At 73.6% G+C, this 24413-nt stretch carries 28 protein-coding genes; 20 read left to right on the top strand and 8 right to left on the bottom strand.

Annotated elements, in window-relative coordinates; genetic code table 11:
- From ABWI07_RS42300 to ABWI07_RS42310, 3 genes are all read left to right on the top strand, one after another.
- A partial coding sequence (locus tag ABWI07_RS42300) for a ferredoxin-like domain-containing protein (RefSeq protein ID WP_502912900.1) occupies nt 1-456 on the top strand: 456 nt, incomplete at its 5' end.
- Nucleotides 453-1073 carry a precorrin-8X methylmutase gene (locus tag ABWI07_RS42305; RefSeq protein WP_200842279.1) on the top strand — a complete coding sequence of 207 codons (621 nt, stop codon included), beginning with the start codon at nt 453-455 and terminating at the stop codon, nt 1071-1073. The genes ABWI07_RS42300 and ABWI07_RS42305, both read left to right, overlap by 4 nt.
- Complete coding sequence (locus tag ABWI07_RS42310) at nt 1073-2560, top strand: precorrin-2 C(20)-methyltransferase (protein WP_353821984.1); 1488 nt, start codon at nt 1073-1075, stop codon at nt 2558-2560. Before ABWI07_RS42305 ends, ABWI07_RS42310 begins: the two co-directional genes overlap by 1 nt.
- Here ABWI07_RS42310 and ABWI07_RS42315 read toward each other — a convergent pair.
- Genes ABWI07_RS42315 through cbiE form a run of 3 tightly spaced genes read right to left on the bottom strand, consistent with a single transcriptional unit; the run spans nt 2551 to nt 5242 of the window.
- The gene (locus tag ABWI07_RS42315; protein WP_353821985.1) at nt 2551-3288 is read right to left on the bottom strand and encodes a cobalt-precorrin-6A reductase; all 738 of its coding nucleotides are present in this window, start codon (nt 3286-3288) and stop codon (nt 2551-2553) included. The genes ABWI07_RS42310 and ABWI07_RS42315 overlap by 10 nt on opposite strands.
- Nucleotides 3273-4028, bottom strand: a complete 756-nt coding sequence (cobM, locus tag ABWI07_RS42320) for a precorrin-4 C(11)-methyltransferase (RefSeq protein ID WP_149263181.1) — start codon at nt 4026-4028, stop codon at nt 3273-3275. The genes ABWI07_RS42315 and cobM overlap by 16 nt, the downstream gene beginning before the upstream one ends.
- Nucleotides 4025-5242, bottom strand: a complete 1218-nt coding sequence (gene cbiE, locus ABWI07_RS42325) for a precorrin-6y C5,15-methyltransferase (decarboxylating) subunit CbiE (RefSeq protein ID WP_353821986.1) — start codon at nt 5240-5242, stop codon at nt 4025-4027. The genes cobM and cbiE overlap by 4 nt, the downstream gene beginning before the upstream one ends.
- Before the next feature lie 60 nt (nt 5243-5302).
- Between cbiE and cobF the strand changes: the two genes are divergently transcribed.
- Complete coding sequence (gene cobF / locus ABWI07_RS42330; protein WP_353821987.1) at nt 5303-6052, top strand: precorrin-6A synthase (deacetylating); 750 nt, start codon at nt 5303-5305, stop codon at nt 6050-6052.
- Nucleotides 6053-6073: 21 nt separating this feature from the next.
- On the opposite strand, the gene ABWI07_RS42335 is transcribed toward cobF, so the two are convergent.
- Nucleotides 6074-7525: an MFS transporter gene (locus tag ABWI07_RS42335; RefSeq protein WP_353821988.1), complete on the bottom strand. Its 1452-nt coding sequence runs from the start codon at nt 7523-7525 to the stop codon at nt 6074-6076.
- Nucleotides 7526-7682: 157 nt separating this feature from the next.
- Here ABWI07_RS42335 and ABWI07_RS42340 point away from each other — a divergent pair, with 157 nt between their 5' ends.
- From ABWI07_RS42340 to ABWI07_RS42370, 7 genes are all read left to right on the top strand, one after another.
- Nucleotides 7683-8135 carry a MarR family winged helix-turn-helix transcriptional regulator gene (locus tag ABWI07_RS42340; protein WP_149263177.1) on the top strand — a complete coding sequence of 151 codons (453 nt, stop codon included), beginning with the start codon at nt 7683-7685 and terminating at the stop codon, nt 8133-8135.
- A 155-nt stretch (nt 8136-8290) separates the two neighbouring features.
- Nucleotides 8291-9418 carry a 5-methyltetrahydropteroyltriglutamate--homocysteine S-methyltransferase gene (locus ABWI07_RS42345; protein ID WP_149263176.1) on the top strand — a complete coding sequence of 376 codons (1128 nt, stop codon included), beginning with the start codon at nt 8291-8293 and terminating at the stop codon, nt 9416-9418.
- A 131-nt stretch (nt 9419-9549) separates the two neighbouring features.
- Nucleotides 9550-10380, top strand: a complete 831-nt coding sequence (locus tag ABWI07_RS42350; protein WP_235037258.1) for an undecaprenyl-diphosphate phosphatase — start codon at nt 9550-9552, stop codon at nt 10378-10380.
- Nucleotides 10381-10472: 92 nt separating this feature from the next.
- The gene (locus tag ABWI07_RS42355; RefSeq protein ID WP_149263174.1) at nt 10473-11216 is read left to right on the top strand and encodes a dienelactone hydrolase family protein; all 744 of its coding nucleotides are present in this window, start codon (nt 10473-10475) and stop codon (nt 11214-11216) included.
- A gap of 11 nt (nt 11217-11227) precedes the next feature.
- Nucleotides 11228-11515, top strand: a complete 288-nt coding sequence (locus ABWI07_RS42360; protein WP_149263173.1) for a DUF6295 family protein — start codon at nt 11228-11230, stop codon at nt 11513-11515.
- Between the two features lie 55 nt (nt 11516-11570).
- Nucleotides 11571-12794: a pyridoxal phosphate-dependent aminotransferase gene (locus tag ABWI07_RS42365; RefSeq protein ID WP_353821989.1), complete on the top strand. Its 1224-nt coding sequence runs from the start codon at nt 11571-11573 to the stop codon at nt 12792-12794.
- A 140-nt stretch (nt 12795-12934) separates the two neighbouring features.
- Nucleotides 12935-14149, top strand: a complete 1215-nt coding sequence (locus ABWI07_RS42370; RefSeq protein ID WP_149263171.1) for a cytochrome P450 family protein — start codon at nt 12935-12937, stop codon at nt 14147-14149.
- Nucleotides 14150-14158: 9 nt separating this feature from the next.
- On the opposite strand, the gene ABWI07_RS42375 is transcribed toward ABWI07_RS42370, so the two are convergent.
- Nucleotides 14159-15112 (bottom strand): DNA polymerase domain-containing protein, encoded by a 954-nt coding sequence (locus tag ABWI07_RS42375; RefSeq protein ID WP_353821990.1) that lies wholly within the window; start codon nt 15110-15112, stop codon nt 14159-14161.
- A gap of 52 nt (nt 15113-15164) precedes the next feature.
- Between ABWI07_RS42375 and ABWI07_RS42380 the strand changes: the two genes are divergently transcribed.
- Nucleotides 15165-15797 carry an FMN-binding negative transcriptional regulator gene (locus tag ABWI07_RS42380; RefSeq protein ID WP_353821991.1) on the top strand — a complete coding sequence of 211 codons (633 nt, stop codon included), beginning with the start codon at nt 15165-15167 and terminating at the stop codon, nt 15795-15797.
- Nucleotides 15798-15812: 15 nt separating this feature from the next.
- On the opposite strand, the gene ABWI07_RS42385 is transcribed toward ABWI07_RS42380, so the two are convergent.
- Nucleotides 15813-16088, bottom strand: coding sequence for a sulfurtransferase TusA family protein (locus ABWI07_RS42385; protein ID WP_149263168.1), 276 nt, complete (start codon nt 16086-16088; stop codon nt 15813-15815).
- Nucleotides 16089-16649: 561 nt separating this feature from the next.
- Here ABWI07_RS42385 and ABWI07_RS42390 point away from each other — a divergent pair.
- The gene (locus tag ABWI07_RS42390; protein ID WP_160161122.1) at nt 16650-17012 is read left to right on the top strand and encodes an STAS domain-containing protein; all 363 of its coding nucleotides are present in this window, start codon (nt 16650-16652) and stop codon (nt 17010-17012) included.
- A 4-nt stretch (nt 17013-17016) separates the two neighbouring features.
- Here the strand turns inward: ABWI07_RS42390 and ABWI07_RS42395 are convergent, their stop codons facing one another.
- On the bottom strand, nt 17017-18174 hold the full coding sequence (locus ABWI07_RS42395) for an ROK family protein (RefSeq protein WP_353821992.1): 1158 nt from the start codon (nt 18172-18174) through the stop codon (nt 17017-17019).
- A 116-nt stretch (nt 18175-18290) separates the two neighbouring features.
- On the opposite strand from ABWI07_RS42395, the gene ABWI07_RS42400 reads away from it, so the two are divergent.
- From ABWI07_RS42400 to ABWI07_RS42425, 6 genes are read left to right on the top strand one after another with little or no spacing between them, the layout of a single operon-like run.
- The gene (locus ABWI07_RS42400) at nt 18291-19019 is read left to right on the top strand and encodes an amino acid ABC transporter ATP-binding protein (RefSeq protein WP_353821993.1); all 729 of its coding nucleotides are present in this window, start codon (nt 18291-18293) and stop codon (nt 19017-19019) included.
- 53 nt (nt 19020-19072) lie between these two features.
- Nucleotides 19073-20008 carry a glutamate ABC transporter substrate-binding protein gene (locus ABWI07_RS42405; protein WP_353821994.1) on the top strand — a complete coding sequence of 312 codons (936 nt, stop codon included), beginning with the start codon at nt 19073-19075 and terminating at the stop codon, nt 20006-20008.
- 19 nt (nt 20009-20027) lie between these two features.
- Complete coding sequence (locus ABWI07_RS42410; protein ID WP_149263165.1) at nt 20028-20672, top strand: amino acid ABC transporter permease; 645 nt, start codon at nt 20028-20030, stop codon at nt 20670-20672.
- Nucleotides 20669-21511 (top strand): amino acid ABC transporter permease, encoded by an 843-nt coding sequence (locus ABWI07_RS42415; RefSeq protein WP_353821995.1) that lies wholly within the window; start codon nt 20669-20671, stop codon nt 21509-21511. Before ABWI07_RS42410 ends, ABWI07_RS42415 begins: the two co-directional genes overlap by 4 nt.
- Nucleotides 21512-21519: 8 nt before the next feature.
- Complete coding sequence (locus ABWI07_RS42420; protein WP_149263163.1) at nt 21520-22461, top strand: asparaginase; 942 nt, start codon at nt 21520-21522, stop codon at nt 22459-22461.
- The gene (locus ABWI07_RS42425; RefSeq protein ID WP_353821996.1) at nt 22458-23201 is read left to right on the top strand and encodes a copper homeostasis protein CutC; all 744 of its coding nucleotides are present in this window, start codon (nt 22458-22460) and stop codon (nt 23199-23201) included. Before ABWI07_RS42420 ends, ABWI07_RS42425 begins: the two co-directional genes overlap by 4 nt.
- Nucleotides 23202-23248: 47 nt before the next feature.
- On the opposite strand, the gene ABWI07_RS42430 is transcribed toward ABWI07_RS42425, so the two are convergent.
- A complete protein-coding gene (locus tag ABWI07_RS42430; RefSeq protein ID WP_235037245.1) occupies nt 23249-24049 on the bottom strand; it encodes an SAM-dependent methyltransferase in 801 nt (266 codons plus the stop codon).
- Nucleotides 24050-24264: 215 nt separating this feature from the next.
- On the opposite strand from ABWI07_RS42430, the gene ABWI07_RS42435 reads away from it, so the two are divergent.
- Nucleotides 24265-24413, top strand: a 149-nt coding sequence (locus ABWI07_RS42435; protein WP_353821997.1) for a maltotransferase domain-containing protein, incomplete at its 3' end; no start/stop codon positions are given.

The raw sequence follows: 24413 nt of genomic DNA on the forward strand, positions 1-24413 counted from the left end.
GGGCACGGCCTCCAGCGCCCGGACCCCGCCCCGCCGCACGCCGGGCCCATCGCGCAGCGGGACGGGCTCGTCGCGCTGGAGGCCGTGCCCCCGCTCGGCCGGCTGTCCGGCGCGGAGGCCGAGGCGCTCAGCGAGGTCACGGACGAGGTGCGGGTGACGCCGTGGCGGAGCGTCGTGCTGCGCGACCTGGACCGCGACGAGGCGGGCCGCGCGGCGGAGGCGCTCGCGGCGGCGGGCTTCGCGACGGACCCCGCGTCGCCGTGGGTGGGCGTGACGGCCTGCACCGGGAGCCCCGGGTGCGCGAAGTCGCGCGGCGACGTGCAGGGCGAGGCGCGGCGCTTCGTCGCGGGCCTGAGCCGCGCGCCCGAGACCCCCGTCCACTGGGCGGGATGCGAGCGGCGCTGCGGGATGCCCCGCGGCCCGGTCGTGCTGAGGACGGCGGAGGGACAGCAGTGATCGATTACGTCCGGGACGGCGCCGAGATCTACCGGCGGTCGTTCGCGACGATCCGCGCGGAGGCCGACCTGTCGGGCCTGCCTGAGGACGTGGCGCGGGTCGCGGTCCGCATGATCCACGCCTGCGGCATGACGGACCTGGTCGAGGACCTGGCCTGGTCGCCGGGGGTGGTGGCGCGGGCGCGGGCGGCGCTGCTGGCCGGCGCGCCGGTCCTGTGCGACGCGCGGATGGTCGCGTCCGGCGTGACCCGCGCGCGGCTGCCCGCCGGGAACGAGGTCGTGTGCACCCTGGGCGAGCCAGGCGTGCCGGAACTGGCGGAGCGGCTCGGCACCACGCGGAGCGCGGCGGCGCTGGAGCTGTGGGGCGACCGGCTCGGCGGCGCGGTCGTGGCGATCGGCAACGCGCCGACCGCGCTGTTCCGGCTGCTGGAGCTGGTCGAGGCGGGCGCGCCCCGCCCGGCGGCGGTCCTCGGGATCCCGGTCGGGTTCATCGGGGCGGCCGAGTCCAAGGAGGCGCTCGCCGCGAGCGGCCTGGACCATCTGGTGGTGCGCGGGCGGCGCGGCGGCAGCGCGATGACGGCGGCGGCGGTCAACGCCGTCGCCAGTGAGGCGGAGTGATGGCGGGACGGCTGTTCGGCGTGGGCGTCGGGCCCGGGGACCCCGAACTGGTCACGGTGAAGGCGGCGCGGCTGATCGGCGAGGCGGACGTGGTCGCGTTCCACAGCGCGCGGCACGGCCGCAGCATCGCCCGGGCCGTCGCCGAGCCGTACCTGCGGGACGGCCGGATCGAGGAGCAGCTCGTCTACCCGGTGACGACGGAGACGACCGACCACCCCGGCGGCTACCAGGGCGCGCTCGAGGAGTTCTACGCCGACTGCGCCGCCCGGCTCGCCGCGCACCTCGACGCGGGGCGGACGGTCGTGGTGCTGAGCGAGGGCGACCCCCTGTTCTACGGGTCGTACATGCACCTGCACAAGCGGCTCGCGCCGCACTACCCGGCCGAGGTGGTGCCGGGCGTGACGTCGGTGAGCGCGGCGTCGGCGGCGGCGGGGCGCCCGCTGGTGGAGCGGGAGGAGACGCTGACCGTCCTGCCCGGGACGCTGCCCGGCGAGGAGCTGGCCGAGCGGCTGCGCACCGCGGACGCGGCGGCGGTCCTCAAGCTCGGCCGGACGTTCCCCAAGGTCAGGCAGGCGTTCGAGGACGCGGGCCGGCTCGGCGACGGCTGGTACGTCGAGCGCGCCGCCACCGACCGGCAGCGGGTCCTCCCGCTCGCCGAGGTCGACCCGGCGGACGTGCCCTACATGTCGCTCGCGCTCCTGACCAGCCCGGCGGAGCGCACGTTCGAGGCCCCTCCCCCGGCGCGTCCGGAAGGCGCCGGGTGCGTGTGGGTGGTCGGGCTCGGGCCGGCGGGGCGGCCGTGGCTGACCCCGGAGGCGCAGGACGTCCTGGCGTCCGCCACCGACCTCGTCGGCTACGGCCCCTACCTGGACCGGGTGCCGCCGAACCCGAGGCAGCGGCGGCACGGGTCCGGCAACCGGGTGGAGGCCGACCGGGCCCGGCACGCGCTGGCGCTCGCGCGGGACGGGGCCCGCGTCGCCGTCGTCTCGTCCGGCGACCCCGGGGTGTTCGCGATGGCGACGGCCGTGCTGGAGGCGGCGGCCGAGGACGAGTTCGCGGACGTGCCGGTGCAGGTCGTGCCGGGGCTGACGGCTGCGCAGGCCGTCGCCGCCCGGGCGGGCGCTCCGCTCGGGCACGATTTCTGCGTCCTGTCGCTGTCGGACATCCTCAAGCCGTGGGACGTGGTGGCGCGGCGCCTCAGGGCCGCCGCCGAAGCCGACCTGGTGCTGGCCCTCTACAACCCCTCGTCGAGCCGGCGCAGGCACCAGCTCCCGGCGGCGCGCGACCTGCTGCTGGAGCACCGCTCCCCCGAGACGCCCGTGGTGATCGGGCGGGACGTCGGCGGGCCGGAGGAGAGCGTGACGGTGACGACGCTCGGCAAGCTGGACCCCGAGCAGGTCGACATGCGGTGCCTGCTCATCATCGGGTCGTCCGCGACGCGGGTGACCGACCAGGGCGTGGTCTACACCCCGCGCCGCTACCCCTGAGCCCAGGTCGCGGCAGCGGCCACGTCCCCCGTCACCCGGACGCCCTCGGGGAGGGCCGGACGGTCGACCATGACGACCGGCAGGCCCGCCTCGCGGGCGGCGGTGAGCTTGGCGCGGGTCATCGCGCCGCCGCTGTCCTTGGTGACGAGGACGTCGAGGCGGTGCTCGCGGATCAGGGCGCGCTCGCCGTCCACGGTGTAGGGGCCGCGCGCCAGCAGGACGTGCACGTTCGACGGGACGGGCGGCTCCGGCGGGTCCACCGACCGGGCGAGGAACCACGCGTCGGTCCGCTCGGCGAACACCGGGAGGCTGCGGCGGCCGGTGGTGAGGAACGCGCGGGCGCCGTCCGGGAGCGCGGCGGCGGCGTCCGGCAGGGACGGGACGCGCCGCCAGTCGTCGCCGTCCTCCTCGTCCCAGCCGGGGCGGCGCAGCGCGAGCAGCGGCACGCCCGTCAGCCGCGACGCGTGCGCGGCGGAGGCGCTCATCCGCTCGGCGAACGGGTGCGTCGCGTCCACGAGGCGGTCGATCCGGTGCTCGCGCAACCATGCCGCGAGCCCTTCGGCGCCGCCGAACCCGCCGATGTGGACCTCGCCGGCGGGCAGCCGCGGGTCCGACACCCTCCCCGCGAGGGAGGACACGACGTGGACCCCGTCCTGGCGCGGGCCGGTCAGCCGGGCCGCGAGAGCGCGGGCCTCCGCCGTCCCGCCGAGGATCAGGACGCGCCGCACGCCCGGTCCCGCCCGGCGCTGTAGAGGTGGCTGTCGGGGAACGCCGACGCGGTGAGGACGCGCCCGACGACGATCACCGCGGTGCGGCGGACCCCGGCCTCGCGCACCCGGGCGGCGATGTCGGCGAGGGTGCCGCGCAGGACGAGCTCGTCCGGGCGGCTGGCGCGGGCGACGACCGCGACCGGGCAGTCCGCGCCGTAGCGGGGCACGAGTTCGGCGGCGACCTCCTCGATGCGCTGGACGGCCAGGTGCAGCACCATCGTGGCGCCGCTCGCGCCGAGGGTGGCGAGGTCCTCGCCGTCCGGCATCGGGGTGGCGCGGACGGCCGTGCGGGTCAGGATGACGGTCTGGCCGACGCCGGGGACGGTCAGCTCGCGCCCGAGCGAGGCCGCCGCCGCGGCGAACGCCGGGACCCCGGGGACGACCTCGTAGGGCACGCCCTCCGCGTCGAGCCGGCGCATCTGCTCGGCGACCGCGCTGAACACCGACGGGTCGCCGGAGTGCAGGCGCGCGACATCGAGGCCGTCGCGGTGCGCGGCGGTCAGCTCGGCGACGATCCCGTCCAGCGTCATGTCGGCGGTGTCGACGAGCCGGGCGCCGGGCGGGCACGCCTCCAGCAGCTCCACCGGCACCAGCGACCCCGCGTACAGGCAGACGGGCGCGGACTCCAGCACGCGCAGCCCGCGCACGGTGATGAGGTCGGCGGCGCCTGGACCCGCGCCGACGAAGTACACCGTCACAGGGTGTCCTTCCGGGTGGACCAGACGGTGACGGGCATGGCGGGGCGCCAGCCGGTGAACCCGCCGAGCGGGGCGGCGCGCTCGACGCCGACGCGGACCAGCTCGCCGCCGTGGGTCCGGCGGAGCTCGACCAGCCGGGCCTCCGATTCGAGGGTGACGGCGTTGGCGACGAGGCGGCCACCGGGCCGGAGCGCGTCCCAGCAGCGGTCCAGCAGGCCGGGGACGGTGAGCCCGCCGCCGATGAAGACCGCGTCGGGGGTCGGGAGGCCGTCCAGCGCGTCCGGGGCGCGGCCCTCCACGACGCGGACGCCGGGCACCCCGAGGACCTCGGCGTTGCGGCCGATCCGCTTGGCCCGCTCCGGGCCGTCCTCGACCGCTATCGCCTCGCACGACGGATGCGCCCGCGCCCACTCGATCGCGACGCTGCCGGAACCGGCGCCCACGTCCCACAGCAGCTCACCGGGCAGCGGCCCGAGGCGCGACAGGGTCACCGCCCTGACCTCGCGCTTGGTGATCTGCCCGTCGTGCTCGAAGGCCTCGTCGGGCAGCCCGGCGACCCGCGGCAGCGGGTCGGCGTCCGGTCCGGGCAGGCACTCCACGGCCACGACCGCGAGCGCCGACGCGGCGGGCTCGGTCCACTGGGACGCGACGCCGTGCGCGAACGTCTCGCTCTCGGCCCCCAGGTCGGCGAGGACCGTCATCCGGCTCGGGCCGAAACCGCGGCCGGACAGCACCGCGGCGACGATGATCGGGGCCTCGCGTCCGGCGCCGAGCACGATCAGCCGCCGCCCGGGGGCGATGACCGCGTTCAGCGTCGAGGCGGGACGGCCCACGATGCTGAGGACGTCCACCCGGTCCAGCGGCCAGCCGAGCCGGGCGCACGCGAGCGACGCCGACGACGGATGGGGCAGCACGCGGAGCCGGTCGGCGCCGAGCATCCCGGCGAGGGTGGAGCCGATCCCGTGGAACATGGGGTCGCCGCTCGCCAGCACGGCGATCGCGCGCCCCTCGTACCGCTCGATCAGCCCCGGCAGCGCGGGGAGCAGGGGCGAGGGCCAGGCGACCCGCTCCCGGTACTCGCCGGGGACGAGGTCGAGCTGCCGCTGGTTGCCGAACAGGACCTCCGCCGACCGCAGCGCCTCGCGCGACTCCTCCGCGAGCCCGTCCCACCCATCGGCGCCGATCCCCACGACGGTGATGACACGCGCGTCCACTGGCCTCCTCGGTCGAACGGGACGCCAAGCCTATAGGAGCGCTCTGGCACACTTGGCGCCGTGAAGCGGCTTTTGATCATCGGCATCGGCGCGGGGGACCCGGACCACCTGACGTTCCAGGCGGCCAAGGCCATCGCCGCCGCCGACGCCTTCCTCGTGGTCGACAAGGGCGAGGCCAAGCACGACCTGGCCGGGCTGCGGCACGACCTCATCGCGGCGCACGGCCGGCACCCGTACCGGATCGTGGAGGCCCGCGACCCCGACCGCGACCGCGACGCCGCCGCCTACACCGCCGCCGTCGAGGACTGGCGCTCCCGCCGCGCGGGGATCTACCGGTCGTTCGTCGAGGACGAGCTGGCCGACGGGGAGACCGGCGCGCTCCTGGTCTGGGGCGACCCCGGCGTCTACGACAGCACCCTCGCGGCGCTGGAGGAGGTCGGCGCCGAGTTCGAGTACGAGGTGATCCCCGGCATCAGCAGCGTCTCGGCGCTCACCGCCCGGCACCGCGTCGGGCTCACGCGGGTCGGGCGGCCCGTCCACATCACCACGGGCCGCCGCCTCGCCGCCGAGGGCGCCACCGCCGACGACGTCCTCGTGATGCTGGACGCGCACTGCGCGTTCGCCGAGGCGGGCGAGGGCTACCACATCTACTGGGGCGCCTACCTCGGCACGCCCGACGAGATCCTCGTCTCCGGCCCGATCGCGGAGGTGGCCGAGGAGATCCGCGCCGTCCGCGCCGAGGCCCGCGCCCGCAAGGGGTGGATCATGGACACCTACCTCCTGCGGCGCGAGTCCCCGGCGCGGCCCTGACCGGTGCGGGGCTGACCGGCGTCAGGCCTTGGACGCGGCGGGCTCCCCCGCCTGGGCCGCCTGCTCGGCCGCGGCGGTGACCGAGCGCCCGCGCCCGGGGATGGCCAGCGCGACGGTCCCGGCGACCAGCGCCACGCCGCAGCCGATCAGCAGGCCGGCGCGGAAGCCGTCCTCGGACGGCAGCACGTGCCCGCCCAGGTCGATGGTCATCTGGGACAGCACGACCCCCACCACGGCGGCCGACACCGAAGTGCCGACGGAGCGCATCAGCGTGTTGAAGCTGTTGGCCGAGGCGGTCTCCGAGCGCGGCACCGCACCCATGATCAGGGCGGGCATCGCGCCGTAGGCGAGGCCGACGCCCATCCCGCAGATCGCGGTGACGACCATCAGGCCCCACGCAGCGCCGATGAGCAGCGTGGACGACCCGTACCCGAGCGCGATCACCAGGCTCCCGGCGACCAGGGTGACCTTGGGCCCGCGGGCCGCCGACAGCCGCGCGCCGAGCGGGGACACCGCCATCATCAGCAGGCCGGACGGGACCATCCACAGGCCCGCGGCGACCATCGACTGGCCGAGGCCGTACCCGGTCGCCTCCGGCAGCTGGAGCAGCTGCGGCACGATCAGCGACTGGGCGTACATCGAGAACCCGATCACGACCGAGGCGGCGTTGGTGAGCAGCACCTGCGTGCGCGCGGTGACGCGCAGGTCGACCAGCGGGTCGCGGGTCCGCAGCTCCCACCAGCCCCAGGCGAGCAGGACCGCGACGGTGGCGGCGAACAAGCCGACGGTCGTGCCGCTCGTCCAACCCCAGTCGGCGCCCTTGGAGACGCCGAGCAGCAGGCACACGAGGCCGGTGCCGAGGCCGATCGCACCGACGGCGTCGAAGCGGCCCCTCGCCTGGACGGGCGTGGCCGGGACCAGAAGGTAGATCAGCGTGGCGACGAGCGCGCTCAGCGCGGCCGAGCCCCAGAACAGCACCCGCCAGCTCGTGTTCTCGGCGATGACCGCCGCCAGCGGCAGCCCGAACGCCCCGCCGATGCCCATGGACGAGCTCAGCAGCGCGATCGAGGACCCGAGCCGCTCGGGCGGCAGCAGGTCGCGCAGCGCGCTGATGCCGAGCGGGATCATGCCCATGCCGACGCCCTGCAGGCCCCGTCCGACGACCATCGGGATCAGCGAGCCCGACAGCGCGCACAGCACCGACCCGGTGATGAGCGGCACCATGCAGGCCAGCAGCATCCGGCGCTTGCCGTACAGGTCGCCGAGCCGCCCGATCATCGGCATGGCGACCGCGGAGGCGAGCAGCGTCGCGGTGACCACCCAGGTCGCGTCGGAGGGCGTGGTGTGCAGCAGCCGCGGCAGCTGCGCGATCAGCGGCACCACGAGGGTCTGCATGAACGCGGCGACGATGCCGCCCACGGCGAGCACGCCGACGATCCCACCGGGTCGGACGGCGGGCGCGGACTCGTCCACGTGACATCCCTTCTGTCGGGTCGGAGAACTTGTGCACCATACATACGATGTGGTGGATACACAACATATGTATGACGCACATCACCGTGGTAGGGATGAGGTGCGAGGATCGAGGCAGGAGCGACCCGGACGGCCCGCCGCCGGGAGAAGGACCGGCATGGACAAGCCCACGGAACTGATCGAGTACGAGACCATGGTGCTCGGGCGGCACAGCCTGGCCACCCGCCGCTCCCGGCGCGAGGGCGGCCTGCTGGAGCGCAGCGCCTACATCCTGCTGAGCCGGATCCGCATCGAGGGCCCGATGTCGATCCGGCAGCTCAGCGAGGCGTTCGACCTCGACCCCTCGACGCTCAACCGGCAGACCTCGGCCATGCTGCGCGACGGCCTCGTCGAGCGCATCCCCGACCCGGCGGGCGGCATCGCCCGCAAGTTCCGCATCACCGCCGAGGGCGAGCGCCGCCTCGACAGCGAGCGCGGCCAGATCGTGGCCGGCATCGACAAGATCATGGCGGACTGGCCGGCGGAGGACGTCGAGGCGTTCGCCTCCTTCCTCCAGCGCTTCAACACCGACATCGAGCGCCTCGCCGGAAGGCCCTGGCCCCGCCCCTGACCGTTCCGGCCGGCGGCCGCGGCGAAAGCCGTCTCGCGACGGCGGCCGCCCTCGAGGCCCCGGGGCGGGCTCATTTCCCGGCCGGCCATTGTCCGCCCTTGGGAACGTGCCTAAATTGACTGGAGCGATGCCGCGCCTTCCGGAAGGAGCGAGCCATGCCCGAGTCCGTCCGAGACCAGCCGCCGTTCCGGGCCGACCATGTCGGCAGCCTCCTGCGTCCGCCCGCCCTCCTGGCCGCCCGCGAGGACCACGCCCGGGGGCGCCTCGACTCCGCGGCCCTGGCCGAGGCGGAGGACGCCGCCATCCGCGACGCCGTCCGGATGCAGCGCGAGGCCGGGCTGCGGTCGGCCACCGACGGCGAGTTCCGCCGCACGTCCTGGCACATGGACTTCATCTACCGGCTCGGCGGCATCAGCCCCGCCGACGAGGAGATCAAGGTGCGGTTCCACGGCGCGGCCGGGGACATCGAGTTCACCACCGCGGCGCTGCGCGTGCACGACCGGGTCCGGCTGGAGGAGACCATCTTCGCCGACCACTTCGCCTTCCTGCGGGACGCGGTCGGCGACGGCGTCACCCCGAAGCTGACGATCCCGTCGCCGAACATGGTCCACTACCGGGGCGGCCCCGCGGCGATCGACCCGGAGGTCTACCCCGACGTCGAGGAGTTCTGGGCCGACCTCGCCGCCGCCTACGCCGAGCAGGTGCGCAGGCTCGGCGCCATGGGCTGCCGCTACCTGCAACTGGACGACACCAGCCTCGCCTACCTCAACGACCCCGCGCAGCGGGCCCTGGTCACCGAGCGCGGGGACGACGCCGAGCACCTGCACCTGCGGTACATCAGGCAGATCAACGCGGCGCTGGCCGACCGCCCCGAGGGCATGAACGTCACCACCCACATGTGCCGGGGCAACTACCGCTCGTCCTGGACGGCCGAGGGCGGCTACGACTTCGTCGCCGAGGCGCTGTTCGGCGAACTGGACGTGGACGGGTTCTTCCTGGAGTACGACGACGCCAGGTCAGGCGGCTTCGAACCGCTCCGGTTCGTCCCGCCGGGCAAGATGGTCGTGCTCGGCCTCGTCACCACCAAGCGCGGCGAGCTGGAGTCCAAGGACGACCTCAAGCGCCGCATCGACGAGGCGTCGCGGTTCGTCCCGCTGGAGCAGATCTGCCTGTCCCCGCAGTGCGGCTTCTCCTCCACCGTGGAGGGCAACGTGCTGACCGCCGAGCAGCAGGCCGCGAAACTGCGCCTCGTCGCCGAGACCGCCCAGGAGGTCTGGGGCTGAGCATGTCCGGAATCGGTCGTATCGGTTAACGGCGGGTGAAGTTATCGGCCTCGGGACGGGCCCCGCCCGGGGGGCGGCAGTAGGCTCGGCGCGGAACAGGCGCAGGTCGGAGAGGAACCGGGTACTTGAGCGTGATCAATGTCGGGCAGGCGATCGTCCTCGGGATCGTGGAAGGCCTGACCGAGTTCCTCCCGGTCTCCTCGACCGGCCATCTGAAGATCACCGAGGGCCTGATGGGCATCCCGGTGGACGACAAGTCCGTCGTCGGGTTCACGGCGGTGATCCAGGTCGGCGCCATCGCGGCCGTGCTGGTGTACTTCTTCTCCGACATCGTCCGGATCGTCAAGGCGTGGGGGGTCGGGATCGCCCGGCCGTCCGAGCGGTACCACCACGACTACAAGTTCGCCTGGTGGGTCATCTACGCCACGATCCCGGTCGTGATCGTCGGGGTCGCCGCCAAGGACCTCATCGAGGGCCCCCTGGCCTCGCTGTGGGTGGTGGCCGGGTCGCTGATCGTCGGCAGCGCCGTGATGTTCGCCGCGGACCGGCTCGGCACGCACAAGCGCGGCGAGGACGACACCTCCCTCACCGACGCGATGCTGATCGGCTCCTCGCAGATCCTCGCCCTGCTGTTCCCGGGCTTCTCCCGGTCGGGCGCGACGATGTCGACCGGGCTCATGCTCGGCCTCGACCGGGTCGCCGCGACCCGGCTGTCGTTCTTCATGGGCATCCCCGCGCTGACCGGCGCCGGCATCTACGAGCTGCCGTCCGCCCTCGGCTCGGGCGCCGGCGCGCTGCCGCTCGCGGTCGGCACCGCGGTGTCGTTCGTCGTGGCCTACGCGTCCATCGCCTGGCTGCTGCGCTTCGTGGCCCGGCACAGCTTCACCTCCTTCGTGGTCTACCGGATCGTCATCGGCCTCCTCCTGTTCGGCCTCCTCGGCGCGGGAACGTTGAACGCCTGAGCCTCGCGGGGTATGCGAGAGACTGTCACGGTTCGCGCGCCGGGGGGAGCACGGCGTGCGCGCAGACCCCGCCGAGGAACGGAGCGCCGAGCATGAACGACGCGATGTGGGCCGGAACGGTCGCCATCACCGGGCACGGGAAGGACGAGCTGGAGGCGTACCTGGCGCGGCCGCTGGGCGACGCCCCGCGCGGCGGCGTCGTGGTCGTCCACCACATGCCCGGCTTCGACCCCGGCACCAAGGAGTTCGTCCGGACGTTCGCCGCGCACGGCTACGCCGCGATCGCCCCGAACCTGTACTCGCGCGAGGGCGCGGGCGTGAGCCCGGACGACCAGGCCGCCGCCGCCCGCGCCAAGGGCGGCGTCCCCGACGAGCAGCTCGTCGGGGACGTGGCCGGGGCCGCCGCCCATCTGAACTCGCTCGACCACGCCAACGGCCGGATCGGCGTGATCGGCCACTGCTCGGGCGGGCGGCACGCGTTCCTCGCCGCCTGCGAGCTGGACATCGACGCGGCCGTCGACTGCTACGGCGCCTTCGTCGTGAACGACCCGCCGGAGGACTACCCGACGAGGGCCCGGTCGATCCTGTCCAAGGCGCCGGGCCTGTCCTGCCCGCTGCTCGGCCTGTTCGGCGAGGAGGACCAGTTCCCGTCGCCCGAGGAGGTGGCTTCGCTGGACGCGGAGCTGACCAGGCTCGGCAAGGAGCACGAGTTCCACACCTACCCCGGCGCGGGGCACGCGTTCTTCGCGGTCGAGCGGCCCGCGTTCCGGCCCGCCGCCGCGAAGGACGGCTGGCAGCGGATCTTCGCCTTCTTCGACCGCCACCTGAGCGCCTGAGAGGAGACCCCATGTGCACCTACCAGACGGTAAAGGTGGAGCTGGACGGCGCGGCGAAGGGCGCGACCGGCTGGTTCACGCTGACCGGCGGCGCGGTCTACGTCGACCACCCGTACCACGCCTGCCACGAGCACACGGTGAACATCGACTTCACCAACGCCGGGGAGGGTCCGTCCGCGCGGGTGGCGGTCGAGCTGACCGAGGAGTCGGCACTGGCGCTGGTCGAGGCGATCCAGCAGGCCCTCGCCGCCGCCCCGCCCGGCCTCGCCTCGGCCGACCGCTCCGCGGGCGCGGCCTGACAGCGGGCCGGCCCGGGGCCTGAACCGGTGCGGCGGAGGGCGCGTACCGTCTTGCGTGCCATCGGACCAGATCGATCCGAGCCTGCTGCGCCAGAGCGCGCACAGCCCGTCCTTCTTCGCCCTCCAGCGGGCCTCGCCCGGGCACCACGACCTCGTCGACTTCTGCATCCCGTGCAACCCGTACTTCCCGACGCCGGGGATGTTCTCCCGGCTCGCGGGCTCGCTGGAGCAGATACTGAAGTACTACCCGAGCGACGCGGATGCCATTGCCGCCGAACTCTGCGCCGTGCTCGGGCACCACCCGCAGACGGTCATCATGGGCAACGGCTCCACGGAGCTCATCACCTGGATCGACCATCTGCTGGTGCGCGAGAGCCTCGCCACGCCGATCCCGACGTTCGGCCGGTGGACGGACCAGCCGATGGAGACGGGCAAGCGGGTGGACATGTTCCAGCTCCACGAGCTGCTCGGCTTCGAGTTCGACGTGGACGCCTTCGTGCGGTTCGTGCGGGCGCGGGGATCGCGGACCGCGGTCGTGTGCAACCCCAACAACCCCGACGGCGGGTACGTCCCGCGCCGCGAGATCGTCCGGCTGCTGGACTGCCTCATCGACCTGGACCTGGTCGTGGTGGACGAGTCGTTCCTCGACTTCGTGGACGCCGAGGCGCACCCCAGCGTCGCCGACGAGGCCCGCATCCGGCCGAACGTGATCGTGCTGAAGAGCCTCGGCAAGAACTTCGGCCTGCACGGCGTCCGGTTCGGCTACCTGGTGGCGAACCCGGCCCTGGCCCGGACGGTCCGGGGGGCGCTGCCGAAGTGGAACCTCAACTCCTTCGCGGAGTTCGTGGTGTTCCTGCTGCGCGAGCACGGCGCCGAGTACCGCGAGAGCCTGCGGCTGCTGGCCCGCGACCGGCTGCTGATGGCGCAGCAGCTCGCGTCGCTGCCGGGCCTCAAGGTCTTCCCGTCCCAGGGCAACTTCGTCATGGTCAAGCTGCCGGACGGCAAGGACGGCGTCGGCCTGCGCGACCACCTGGTCGCGCACCACGGGGTGTTCGTCCGCGAGTGCGGCAACAAGCTGGGCTCGACGAGCCGGTTCCTGCGGCTGGTCGTGCGGCCGCAGGAGGACGTCCAGCGGTTGCTGATCGGGCTCGGCTCCTACCTGTACGGCTCCGCGTCGGAGGTTCCGCCCGACAACGTGGTGGCGCCGGGCCACCGGTGGGGCGAAGGGGAGCCGCAGCACGCCGAGACACGTCCTGAGGATTTCCGCGCCGCCATTTAAGGAAAGGCCGAAAAGGCGGGAGTGCGTCTGTTTCCTGGGGAATTGGCGGCATGCTGCCGCCACCCTCTACGTTGGCCGGGTCGCTCATCGCACGCACGCCATTACGGACGTGTTCCCATCCCCCGCCTGGAGAGGCCCATATGGAGACTCCGCTCGTCATCGACCCGGCCGGAAGCGACGTCCAGGGGGAGGCCGCGAAACTGCGGGCCCGGGGGCCGGTGACCCCCGTGGAACTGCCCGGCGGCGTCGTCGCGTGGGCGGTGACCGGCCAGGAGCAGCTCAAGCGGCTGCTGGCCGACCCGCGGGTGTCCAAGGACCCGAACCTGCACTGGACGAAATGGATCGACGGCGAGATCGCCGAGGACTGGCCGCTGAGCCTGTGGGTCTCGGTGCGGAACATGTTCACCGCCTACGGCGAGGACCACCGGCGGCTCCGCACCATCATCTCCCGGGCGTTCACCCCGCGCCGCACCGAGGCGCTGCGGCCGGACGTCGAGGAGATCACCCGGTCCCTCCTGGACGGCCTGGCCGCCTCCCCCGGTGGCCGCGCCGACCTGCGCGAGGCGTTCGCCTACCCGCTGCCCATCGAGGTGATCTGCCGGCTGTTCGGCGTCCCGGACGAGACCCGGCCCGCGCTGCGCCGCTGCGTGGACGGCATCTTCAACACGGCGCTGACGGCCGAGGAGGCCCTCGCCAACCAGACCGAGATGTACGGCATCCTGCAGGACTTCGTGGCGTTCCGGCGCCGGGAGCCCGCCGACGACCTGGCCGGCGTGCTCATCTCCTCCCGCGACGAGGACGGCTCGCAGCTGAGCGAGCAGGAGCTGGTCGACACCCTGATCCTGATGATCTCCGCCGGGCACGAGACCACGGTGAACCTGCTCGACCAGGCGATCACGGCGCTGCTCACCCACCCGGCGCAGTACGCGCTCGTCCGGTCCGGCGAGGCGCCGTGGACGGAGGTGATCGAGGAGGCGCTGCGCTGGCAGGCGCCGGTCGCGAACCTGCCGCTCCGCTACGCCGTGGAGGACATCGACGTCGACGGCGTGACGATCGGCAAGGGCGAGGCGATCCTCGCGGCCTACGCCGCCGCGGGGCGCGACCTCGCCCTGCACGGCGACGACGCCGACCTGTTCGACCTCCGGCGGGCGAACAAGGAGCACCTCTCGTTCGGGCACGGCGCGCACTTCTGCGTCGGCTCGCACCTCGCGCGGCTGGAGGCCGAGATCGCGCTGCCCGCGCTCTTCGGCCGCTTCCCCGGGATGGAGCTCGCCGTCGACCCCGCCGAGCTGAGGCCGGTGGAGTCGTTCATCTCCAACGGCCACCGGGCCCTGCCGGTCGTGCTCGGCTCCTGAGACCCCGCGCTAGCCGTTCCGGCGGGCCCGGGCCCGGCGCTTGCCCTCGTGCATCGCCTGGACCCGGGCCACCGGGATCGTGCGGCCCTGCTCGACGAGGTCGGCGGGGACCGGCTGCGGCTCGGGCATGAGTTCGGCCCAGGGGTCGCGGTCGGCGAGCAGGGCGGCGGCAGTCCTGATCGTGAAGTCCTGCGGCACCACGCTGCCGAGGTCGTCCCAGGACACCGGGAAGGAGACCGGCGCGCCCGGCCGGATCCGCGGGCTGTAGGCGGCGACGACGGTCGCGCCGCCCGCGCGGGTCGAGTCGAGGAACACCTTGCCGCCGCGGTCCTCGCGGATGAACGCCGTGGTGGCGAGGCCCGGGTCGAGCCGCTCGGCGCGCACGGCCAGGGCGCGGGTCGCGGCGGCGACGTCCTCGGTGGACGTGGCGCCGTCCAGGGGAGCGAACACGTGGACGCCCTTCGCGCCGCTGGTCTTGACGGCGCCCCTCAGGCCGGAGTCGTCCATCGCGCGGCGGACGAGGTGGGCGGCGGCGACCGCGGCGCCGAAGTCGTCCGAGCCGGGCGGGTCGATGTCGATGACCAGGTGGGTGGGCGCGTCCCACGCGCCGGCGCGCACCAGCGGCGGGTGGTACTCGACGGCGCGTTGGTTCGCGAACCACAGCAGCGTGCGGCGGTCGTCGCACAGCGCGTAGGAGACCTCGCGCTGGGAAGTCTGCGCCCACACCGTCACCGTCCGGACCCAGGACGGGGTGTACTTCGGCGTGTTCTTCTGCATGAACGGCTTCTGGCCGCGCAGCACGCGCTTGACCGACAGGGGACGGCCCGCCAGCTGCGGGACCAGGCGCCCGGAGACGGCGTCCAGGTAGTCGACCAGGTCGCGCTTGGTCGCGTCGGCCCCCTCGAACAGGGACTGGTCGAGGTTCGTCAGCCGGACCCCGTCGCGCTCTTCATCGCCGCTCACCCCTCCAGCTTCGCACGCGGCTCCGACAGCCCCGTGGGATAGCGTCGCGTCCATGTACGTACCGGCGCATTTCTCGGCGGACGACGCCGAGGTCAGGGAACTGCTGGCCGGCTGCGGGGCGGCCGACCTCGTCACCGCCTCCCCGCGGGGGCTGATCGCGACGTACCTGCCCGTCCTGTACGACCCGTCGGTGGGCGAGCACGGCGCGATGCTGGCGCACGTGGCGCGCAACAACGACCAGTGGCGCGAGCCCGCCGCCGGGGAGTCGCTGCTCATCGTCCACGGCCCGGACGCCTACGTGTCGCCGTCCTGGTACGCGTCCAAGGCCGAGCACGGGCGTGTGGTGCCGACGTGGAACTACCTCACCGCCCATGTCTACGGCCGGCTCGTCGTGCACGACGACCCGGCATGGGTGGAGTCGATGGTGCGCCGCCTGACCGACCGCCACGAGCAGGGCCGCGACCCGTCCTGGGCGGTCGACGACGCCCCGCCCGCGTTCGTCGCCGGTCAGCTGCGCGCGATCGTGGGCCTCGAACTGGTCATCACCCGCATCGAGGCGAAGGCGAAGATGAGCCAGAACCGCCCCGAGGCCGACATCGCCGGGGTCGTCGAGGGCTACCGGGCTCAGGGCGACACCACCATGGCGGACGCGGTTCGGACGGCGACGGGCTGGAAGGGTCGCTAGGGGTAGCGCGGCGGGTCAGCGGGGGCGCCAGGGGGATTCCGGCGAGGTGGGGCGGGCGTCTGCCGCCACCCGGAGGGCGTAGGTGGGCGTGGGGGCGCCGTCCACCGGGCCCAGGTAGTCGTGGCCGGTCAGGTGGCACCAGGCGGGAAGGTCGATGGGGGCCGCCGGGTCGGCGGCGATGAGGTGGACGACGGTGCCGGGGGCCAGGTCCGCGATATGGCCGCGCAGTTCGAGCAGGAGGCGCACGCAGGAGCGGTCGCCGCCGTCGATGACGACCGGATTCGAGCTCATTCCCACCCCCGGGTCCGCGAGGTTAGCAGGACGCTGTGGGAAATATAGGGCTTTAGTGCGACAAGGGCGGTGGTCAGTCCGACGCGGCCCGGACAACCCGCCCGATTCCGGGCCCCCGCCTGGGCGGCGACGCGGCCGGCCGGGGCGCCCGCGAGGGCGACGGCGTCCGTCGCGGCGCACATTTCGATCAAGGATTCCAGGCGCGGGTCATCCGGAGCGAGGTCCTGAGCGTCAAGTTCGTATCCGGTCAGGGAAGCTCAGGGAAGAGGACGGGCCTGGAGTGGGCGGCACTGCTCGCGCGGACGCGCTCGGCGACGCTCGCCTCCGCGTCGCGGGACGCGGACGGCGGCCGGACGGCGGCGCGGGCAGGCGGCGCCGGCGCGGTCCCCCAACGCGACAAAACGGGATCAAACGCGAGTGAACGAGATCGTCGGCGATATGGCGGAGGGAGGTCCTAGACTTGACTCTTTCTTTCAGGTTTCGTCCAGCTTTGGAGCTTACAGTCGCAGTGGAGTACCCCCCGTTGTCATCCAGGTGAGGAAATCGGCTTTGGGGCGAGTCATGGATCTCGGAGTGGGACGAGTGGAGCGCACGGAGACCTGCGGGACGCTGACGTTCCCGGACGAGGTCGACCTGAGCAACGGCGAGGCGGTCCTCGCGCAGGCCGTCCGGCTCCTGGACTCCGGGACGCCCGCCCTCATCCTCGACCTGACCGGCTGCACGTTCTGCGACTCCAACGGGCTGAACGTCATCACGCGCTCGCAGATGCGCGCGACGGAGCTGGGCGTGCCGATGTGGGTGGTGCTGCCGCCGCGCGGGATCGTGCGCCGGGTGTCGGAGGTGGCGGGGCTGCAGCGCCGGGTCGCCATCGCGCCGGACGTGGCGACGGCCCGCGAGGCGCTGGCCGCGTCGGCGGGCGGCTGACCGGCTAGCGTTCCAGGGCGCGGTCGATCCACTCGTCCGCGACGCCGAGGAGCAGGTGGCCCGCGCCGAGGATGCTGGCGTCGCGGCCCGCGCGGGAGGTGGCGATCTCCAGGTTGCGGGTGGCGAGCGGCAGGCACCGCTCGTAGATGACGCCCCGGATGGTCGCGACGAGCGGCTCGGCGTTGGACAGGCTGCCGCCGATGACGAGCGCGTCGGGGTTGAAGAAGTTCACGAGCGCGGTCAGCACGTCGCCGATGAGGCGCCCGGCCGTGCGCACCGCGCTGGTCGCCTGCGGGACGCCGTCCGCGACGAGGTCGACGATCCGGGACGGGTTGTCCACCTCGATGCCCTGGGCGGCGAGGGACGCGGCGAGGGCGGCGCCGCTGGCGTGCGCCTCCAGGCAGTCGGGGTGGCCGCAGGAGCAGTCGACCGTGGCCTCCGACAGGATCCGGACGTGGCTGATGTCGCCGGCCGCGCCGCGGCCCCGGTGCAGCCGCCCGTCGACGATGACGCCGCAGCCGATGCCGCTGCCGAGCTTGATGACCATGACATTGTCGAGGGCCGGCCATGAGCCGCGGTGCTCGCCGACGGCCATGAGGTTGGCGTCGTTCTCGACCAGGGCCGGGACGCCGACGCGGCCGGTCACGTAGTCGCGGACGGGGAAGTCGTTCCAGCCGGGCATGCGCGAGGGCGACACGACCTGGCCCGTCGCCGGGTCGACCGGCCCCGGCAGCCCGATCCCGACGCCGCGGACCGGGACGTCCTGCAGTCCGTGGTCGCGGGCGAGGGCGTGCAGGCCGGCCAGGACCGCCGTCAGCGTCTCCTCGGGTCCGACGGCGATGTCGCACGCCAGGTCCGCGAGCGCGAGGGGCGTTCCCGCGAGATCCACGACCGCGAGGCGGGCGTGGTGCGCGCCGAGGTCGGCGACCAGGTACACGCCCGCCGCGCGGGCGAGCCGAAGGCGGCGGGGCCGCCGGCCCCCGCGCGAGGCCCCGGCGCCTTCCTCGGCGAACAGGCCGGCCTCGATGAGCTGCTCGACCCGCAGCGAGACGCTGGAGGCGGCGAGGCCGGAGAGCCGGGCGAGTTCGGCCCGCGACTCCGCCTGGCCGGTCGCCACCAGCCGCACGAGTGCCGCCGGTCCGTCGTCTCTGCTGTTGCGCACCCCAGATAGATAGCATGCGCGAACTTGGTACGGCAACGCGTTGACTTACGTCGATTTGACGCTCTATGGTCCTCATTGACTTCGATTTCGAAGGAAGTTGGGACGTAGGTGACCGAATGATCGAGGTTCGCGGCCTGTACAAGCGCTTCGGCGCCCACACCGCCCTGCGCGACGTGGATCTGGACGTCGCCCGCGGCGAGGTCGTCGTGGTGGTCGGCCCGTCCGGGTCGGGCAAGTCGACGCTGTGCCGGTGCCTGAACCGGCTGGAGACGCCGGACGCGGGCGTCGTCCGCATCGACGGCGAGGAGCTGCCCGAAGAGGGGCGCGCTCTCGCCCGCCTCCGCGCCGACGTCGGCATGGTCTTCCAGTCGTTCAACCTGTTCCAGCACAAGACCGTCCTGGAGAACCTGATGCTCGCGCCCACTCGGGTGCGCGGCGTCTCGCGCGCCGAGGCAGAGCGGACCGCGCGCGCCCTGCTCGACCGGGTCGGCATCGGCGACCAGGCGGGCAAGCTGCCCGCGCAGCTGTCCGGCGGCCAGCAGCAGCGCGCGGCGATCGCCCGCGCGCTCGCCATGCGGCCGAAGGCGATGCTGTTCGACGAGCCGACCTCGGCGCTCGACCCCGAGATGGTCGGCGAGGTCCTCGACGTGATGACGGGCCTCGCCCGCGACGGCATGACGATGGTGGTCGTCACCCACGAGATGGGCTTCGCCCGCCGGGTCGCCGACCGCGTCGTGTTCATGGCGGACGGCGAGGTCGTCGAGACCGGAGCGCCGGCCGCCTTCTTCGACTCCCCCGCCAGCGACCGGGCCCGGGACTTCCTGGCCAAGGTCCTCAGCCACTAGTGCGACCCCCGGCGCGCCGCCCATGGCGCGCCATCCCAGAAAGGTTGATGATCATGGTGCGTACCCCTGCGGGGATGCGGCGGGCGGCGGTGGCCGCGGTCGCGGCGCTGTCGCTGACGGGCCTCGCGGCCTGCTCCGGCGGCGACTCCGACGCCGCGGTGCCCGGCTCCGGCGGCGGCAAGGGCGACGACCTGGCGGCCTCGGCCCCGGTCGCCGCGAACCTGCCCGCCGGCTCCACCATGGAGAAGATCAAGCAGCGCGGCGAGCTGGTCGTGGGCGGCTCGCTGGACGCGCCGCTGCTGTCCCAGCAGAACCCGGCGACCAAGAAGGTCGAGGGGCTGGACGCCGACTTCGGCCGGCTGCTCGCCAAGTACATCATCGGCAAGCCCAACGTGAAGATCGTCAACTCGGCGTCGGAGACCCGCGAGGCGCTGCTGGCCAACGGCACCGTGGACGTGGTGTTCCAGACCTACAGCATCACTCCGGAACGCGCCAAGCAGGTCGCGTTCGCCGGGCCGTACTACAGCTCCGGCCTGGTCATCGCCACCAAGAAGGACGAGACCGGCATCAAGGCCCCGGCCGACCTGAAGGGCAAGACCGTCATCGCGGGCGCCAACACCCCGGCGATCCCCGCCATCAAGAAGGCCGCCCCGGGCGCGAAGATCATCACGTTCGGCAGCGACCCCGAGTGCGTGCAGGCGCTCAAGCAGGGCCGCGGCGACGCCTACGTCCAGGACGAGGCCGTGCTGCTCGCGACCGCGAAGCAGGACCCCTCCATCCAGATCCAGGGCAAGCCGTTCACCAGCGACCCGTACGGCATCGGCCTCAAGCACGGCGACGCGCAGATGAAGCAGTTCGTCAACGACTGGCTCAAGCAGATCGAGCAGTCGGGCCTGTGGGCGAAGGTCTGGAAGAACTCGATCGGGACGGTCGTGCAGGGCGAGGCCCCGCAGCCGCCCGCGATCGGCTCCGCGCCGGGCTCGGAGTGAGCGGAGGCCCCGCCCTGTCATGAACGTCATCACCGACCACCTCGGGGAGTTCGGCGACGGCCTGCTGCGCACCGTCGAGCTGACGCTGCTGGCCCTCGCCGGAGCCCTCGCGACCGGGACCGCGGTCGCCGCGATGCGGGTCAGCCCGGTGCGCGTGCTGCGCGCCGCCGGGATGGCCTACGTCGAGGTGCTGCAGAACATCCCGCTGCTGGTGTGGCTCGTCATCGCCGTGTTCGGGCTGCCGGAGATCGGAGTGATCGCCGGGCTGTTCACCACCTCGGTCGTCGTGATCGCCCTCTACCAGGGGGCGTACACGGCGGAGGCGATCCGCTCCGGGATCAACGCGGTGCCGGCGGGGCAGGGCGAGGCCGCCCGCGCGCTCGGGCTGACCTTCGTCCAGTCGCTGCGGCTGGTCGTCCTGCCGCAGGCGCTGCGGACGGTCGTCCAGCCGCTCGGCAACATCGCGATCATGACGCTGATGAACACGGCGCTGGCCGCCGCGGTCGGCGTGGTGGAGCTGACCGCCGCCGCGAACCGGGTCAACCTCGCCGAGGCGCGGCCGATCTGGATCTTCGTGACGGCGGGCCTGGCGTACATGGCGCTCTCGGCGGTCTTCGGGCTGGTGACCGGCGGACTGGAACGGAAGCTGGCGATCCTGCGATGAGCTCCTCGCGACTGCTGTTCGACGAGCCGGGGCCGCGCGCCCGGCGCCGCATCCGGATCGCCACCGCGCTGACCCTGCTCGGCGGCGCCGTCCTCGTCGCGCTCGCGCTGCGCCAGTTCGGCGAGAACGGCCAGCTCGCCGCCGACCGGTGGCGCCCGTACGGGACCTGGCCCATGTGGCGGTACCTGCTGGAGGGTCTGCGCTCCACGCTCTACGCCGCGGCCGTGTCGATCGCCCTCGCCATGGCGGCCGGCGTCGCGCTCGCGCTCGGGCGGCTGTCGCCGGCCCGGTGGCTGCGCGTCCCGTCGGTGGCCTACGTGGAGATCGTCCGGACGGTCCCGGCGCTGCTGCTGGTCTACGTCGTGCTGTTCGCGCTGCCGAAGTACGGCCTCGACCTCCCGCTGTTCTGGAAGCTCGTCGTCCCGCTGTCGGTGTCCAACGCCGCCGCGTTCGCGGAGATCTTCCGGGCCGGGATCCGCTCGGTGGAGCGCGGGCAGCTGGAGGCGGGGCTCGCGCTCGGCCTGACCCGGGGGCGGGCGATGCGGCTCGTCGTGCTGCCGCAGGCGGCGCGGCGCGTCCTGCCGTCGCTGGTCAGCCAGTCCGCCGGGCTGCTGAAGGACACCTCGCTCGGCTACGTCGTCAGCTACGCCGAACTGCTCTACAGCGGGAAGGTCCTGGCGAACTACAACCACCTGCTCATCCAGACCTACCTGGTGATCGCGCTGATCTACCTGGTGATCAACGCGTCGCTGGCCAAGCTCGCGCGGACGCTGGAGGCGCGGCAGCGGACCCGTCCGTCCCGCGCCGTCCGCGAGGCCGTCCCGGCGGCGCGACCGTGAGGACCGACATGTACGAAGTACTGGCCGAGGTCGTGCGCAACGGCTTCGCCGAGAGCCGCCACTACGGCAGCGTCGCCGGGTTCGCCCCGGACGGCTCCCTCGCCCACGCGCGCGGCGCCGTCGAGGAGACGGTCCTGCCGCGCTCCACGACCAAGCCGTTCCAGGCGCTCGCCTGCCTGAAGGCGGGCGCGCCGCTGGACGGGGAGCGCCTCGCGATCGCGGCGGGCAGCCACACCGGCGAGGACTTCCACGTCAAGGCCGTCGAGGGGATCCTCGCGGACGCGGGGCTCGGCGCGGACGCGCTCCAGTGCCCGCCGTCCTGGCCGGAGGACGAGGCGACCAAGGCCGCGCTGATCAGGGCGGGCGAGGGCGAGTCGCGGGTGCGGATGAACTGCTCCGGCAAGCACGCCGCCATGCTCGCCGCCTGCGTCGCGAACGGCTGGCCCCTGGACACCTACCTCGACCCGTCGCACCCGCTGCAGCAGCTGGTGCGGCAGGTGATGGCCGACTGCGCCGGGGAGGACCCCTCGCCCGTCGCGATCGACGGATGCGGAGCACCGCTGTTCGGCCTCACCCTGACCGGCCTCGCCCGCGCCGCGCGGTCCCTCGTCCTGGCGCCGGACGCCCGCCCGGTCGCCGACGCCATGCGCGAGCACCCCGAGTACGTGGGCGGGACGGGCCATGCCAACACCGAGTTCATGCGGGCGCTGCCCGGCTCGGTCGCCAAGGGCGGCGCGGAGGGCGTGTTCGTCGCCGCCACCGCCGAGGGCCGCGCCGTCGCGGTGAAGGTCATCGACGGCAGCCCCCGCGCCACCACCGCCATCGCGCTGCGCGCGCTCGCCGCGCTCGGCGCCGACACCACCCCGGCCGACCCGCTGGGCGCCGTCCCCGTCCTCGGCGGCGGACGCCCGGTGGGCGAGATCCGCACCATCCCGGAAGGACGTACGTGAGCCTCACCTACGAGATCTGCATCGACGACGTCGCGGGCGCCGTCGCCGCCGAGAAGGCGGGCGCCCAGCGCGTCGAGCTGTGCGCGGCGCTGTTCGACGGAGGGCTCACCCCGACGCTGGGCACGGTCCGCGCCGCGCTGGCCGCGGTGTCGTCGATCAGGGTGCACGTCATCATCCGCCCGCGCGGCGGCGACTTCATCTTCGACGAGCACGAGGTCGCGGCGATGGAGCACGACGTCGCGCTCGTCCGGGAGGCGGGCGCGCACGGCGTGGTGATCGGCGCGCTCACCCCGGAGGGCGCGGTCGACCGCCCGGTCGTCGAGCGGCTCATGGCGGCGGCAGGCGGGCTGCCCGTCACCTTCCACCGGGCCTTCGACATGGCCGCCGACCCGTTCGGCACGCTGGACCTCCTCGCCGATCTCGGCGTGGCGCGCGTCCTGACGTCCGGGCAGGACGTGAGCGCGCTGGAGGGCGCGCCGCTGATCGCCGAGCTGGTGCGGCACGCCGGCGACCGGATCATCGTGATGCCCGGCGGCGGCGTGACCGACCGCAACGTGGCGCGCGTCGTGGCGGCGACCGGCGCCCGGGAGATCCACTTCGCGGCGCTCAGCGAGGCGCCGAGCCCGGCCGTGCACCGCAACCCGTACCCGTTCATGGGCGGGGAGCTGCGGCGGCCGGAGTACCAGCGGCTCGTCACGACGTCCGGCGGCATCGCCTCGGTGATCCGCGCCGCCGGCTAGCGCGCCTCCGCCGACGCCCGCAGGCCGTCCGCCCCCGCGCGGGGAGGTCAGGGCTTGCGGGCGACGGCGGCGTAACCGGCCACTTCGGCGGGCTCGCCCCAGGGAGTGTGCTCGGGACGCCACCTGGACATGGAGACGACTCCCGGGTCCAGGAGTTCGAGGCCGTCGAAGAAGCGGGTGACGGCCTCGCGCGTGCGCGGCACCATCGGATTGGCCGACTTCTCGTTCCAGTCCTCCTGCGCCTCGGCCTGGGCGGTCTCCCCCGCGTCGAAGTCCAGGGTGGCGTGCGTCATCACCAGGTGGCTCCCGGACGGCACGGCGTCCAGCAGCACGTCGAGGACGCGCCGGGCCTCGCCGTCGTCGTGGACGAAGTGCATGATGCCCAGCAGCATGATCGCCACCGGCTTCCCGAAGTCGAGCGTCGCGGCGGCCTTCGCCAGGATCTCGCCCGGTTCGCGCAGATCGGCGTGGATGTAGTCGCAGGCGCCCTCGGGGCTGCTGCTGAGCAGGGCCCGCGCGTGGGTCAGCACCAGGGGATCGTTGTCCACGTAGACGATGCGCGCGTCCGGCGCCACGCGTTGCGCGACCTCATGGGTGTTGTCCATGGTCGGCAGACCGGTGCCGATGTCGAGGAACTGGCGGATGCGGGCCTCGCCCGCGAGGTGGCGGACGGACCTGCCGAGGAACGCGCGGTCGGCGAGGGCGATGTCGACGATCTGCGGGAACATCGCCCGGAACTGCTCGGCGGCCCGCTGGTCGATCTCGTAGTTGTCCTTCCCGCCGAGCAGGTAGTTCCAGACCCGCGCCGAATGCGGAACGTTCGTGTCGATCTCCGGCCCCTCGGCCACGGCGGCACCTCCTGGATCTTCTGTTTCCGCCCAACCTAGCGCCGCGGCGAGCCGCCCGCCCATCAGTCGGCCCACCCCGGACGCGCGCACCGCGGTCGGGCGGTTCTTTACTTGATCTTGTGGCTCCGGGGATGCCGGAGAGTTGCGGACGGGGCATGGATGTCTGCGACCGGGACGACGGGGCCGGGACGGCGAGACGAGCGGGAGCGGGGAGCATGCAGGTGAAGCTGGAGGCGGAGCTCGGCCGCATCCCCATCCTGGACGTGGCGCCGGTGGTGGGGTGCGGCCGGTGGCCGGCGAAGGCGGTGGCGGGTGAGACGGTCGAGGTGTCGGCGACGGTGTTCCGTGAGGGGCACGAGCGGTT

Source organism: Actinomadura sp. NPDC000600 (assembly GCF_040492135.1).
GTDB lineage: Bacteria > Actinomycetota > Actinomycetes > Streptosporangiales > Streptosporangiaceae > Spirillospora.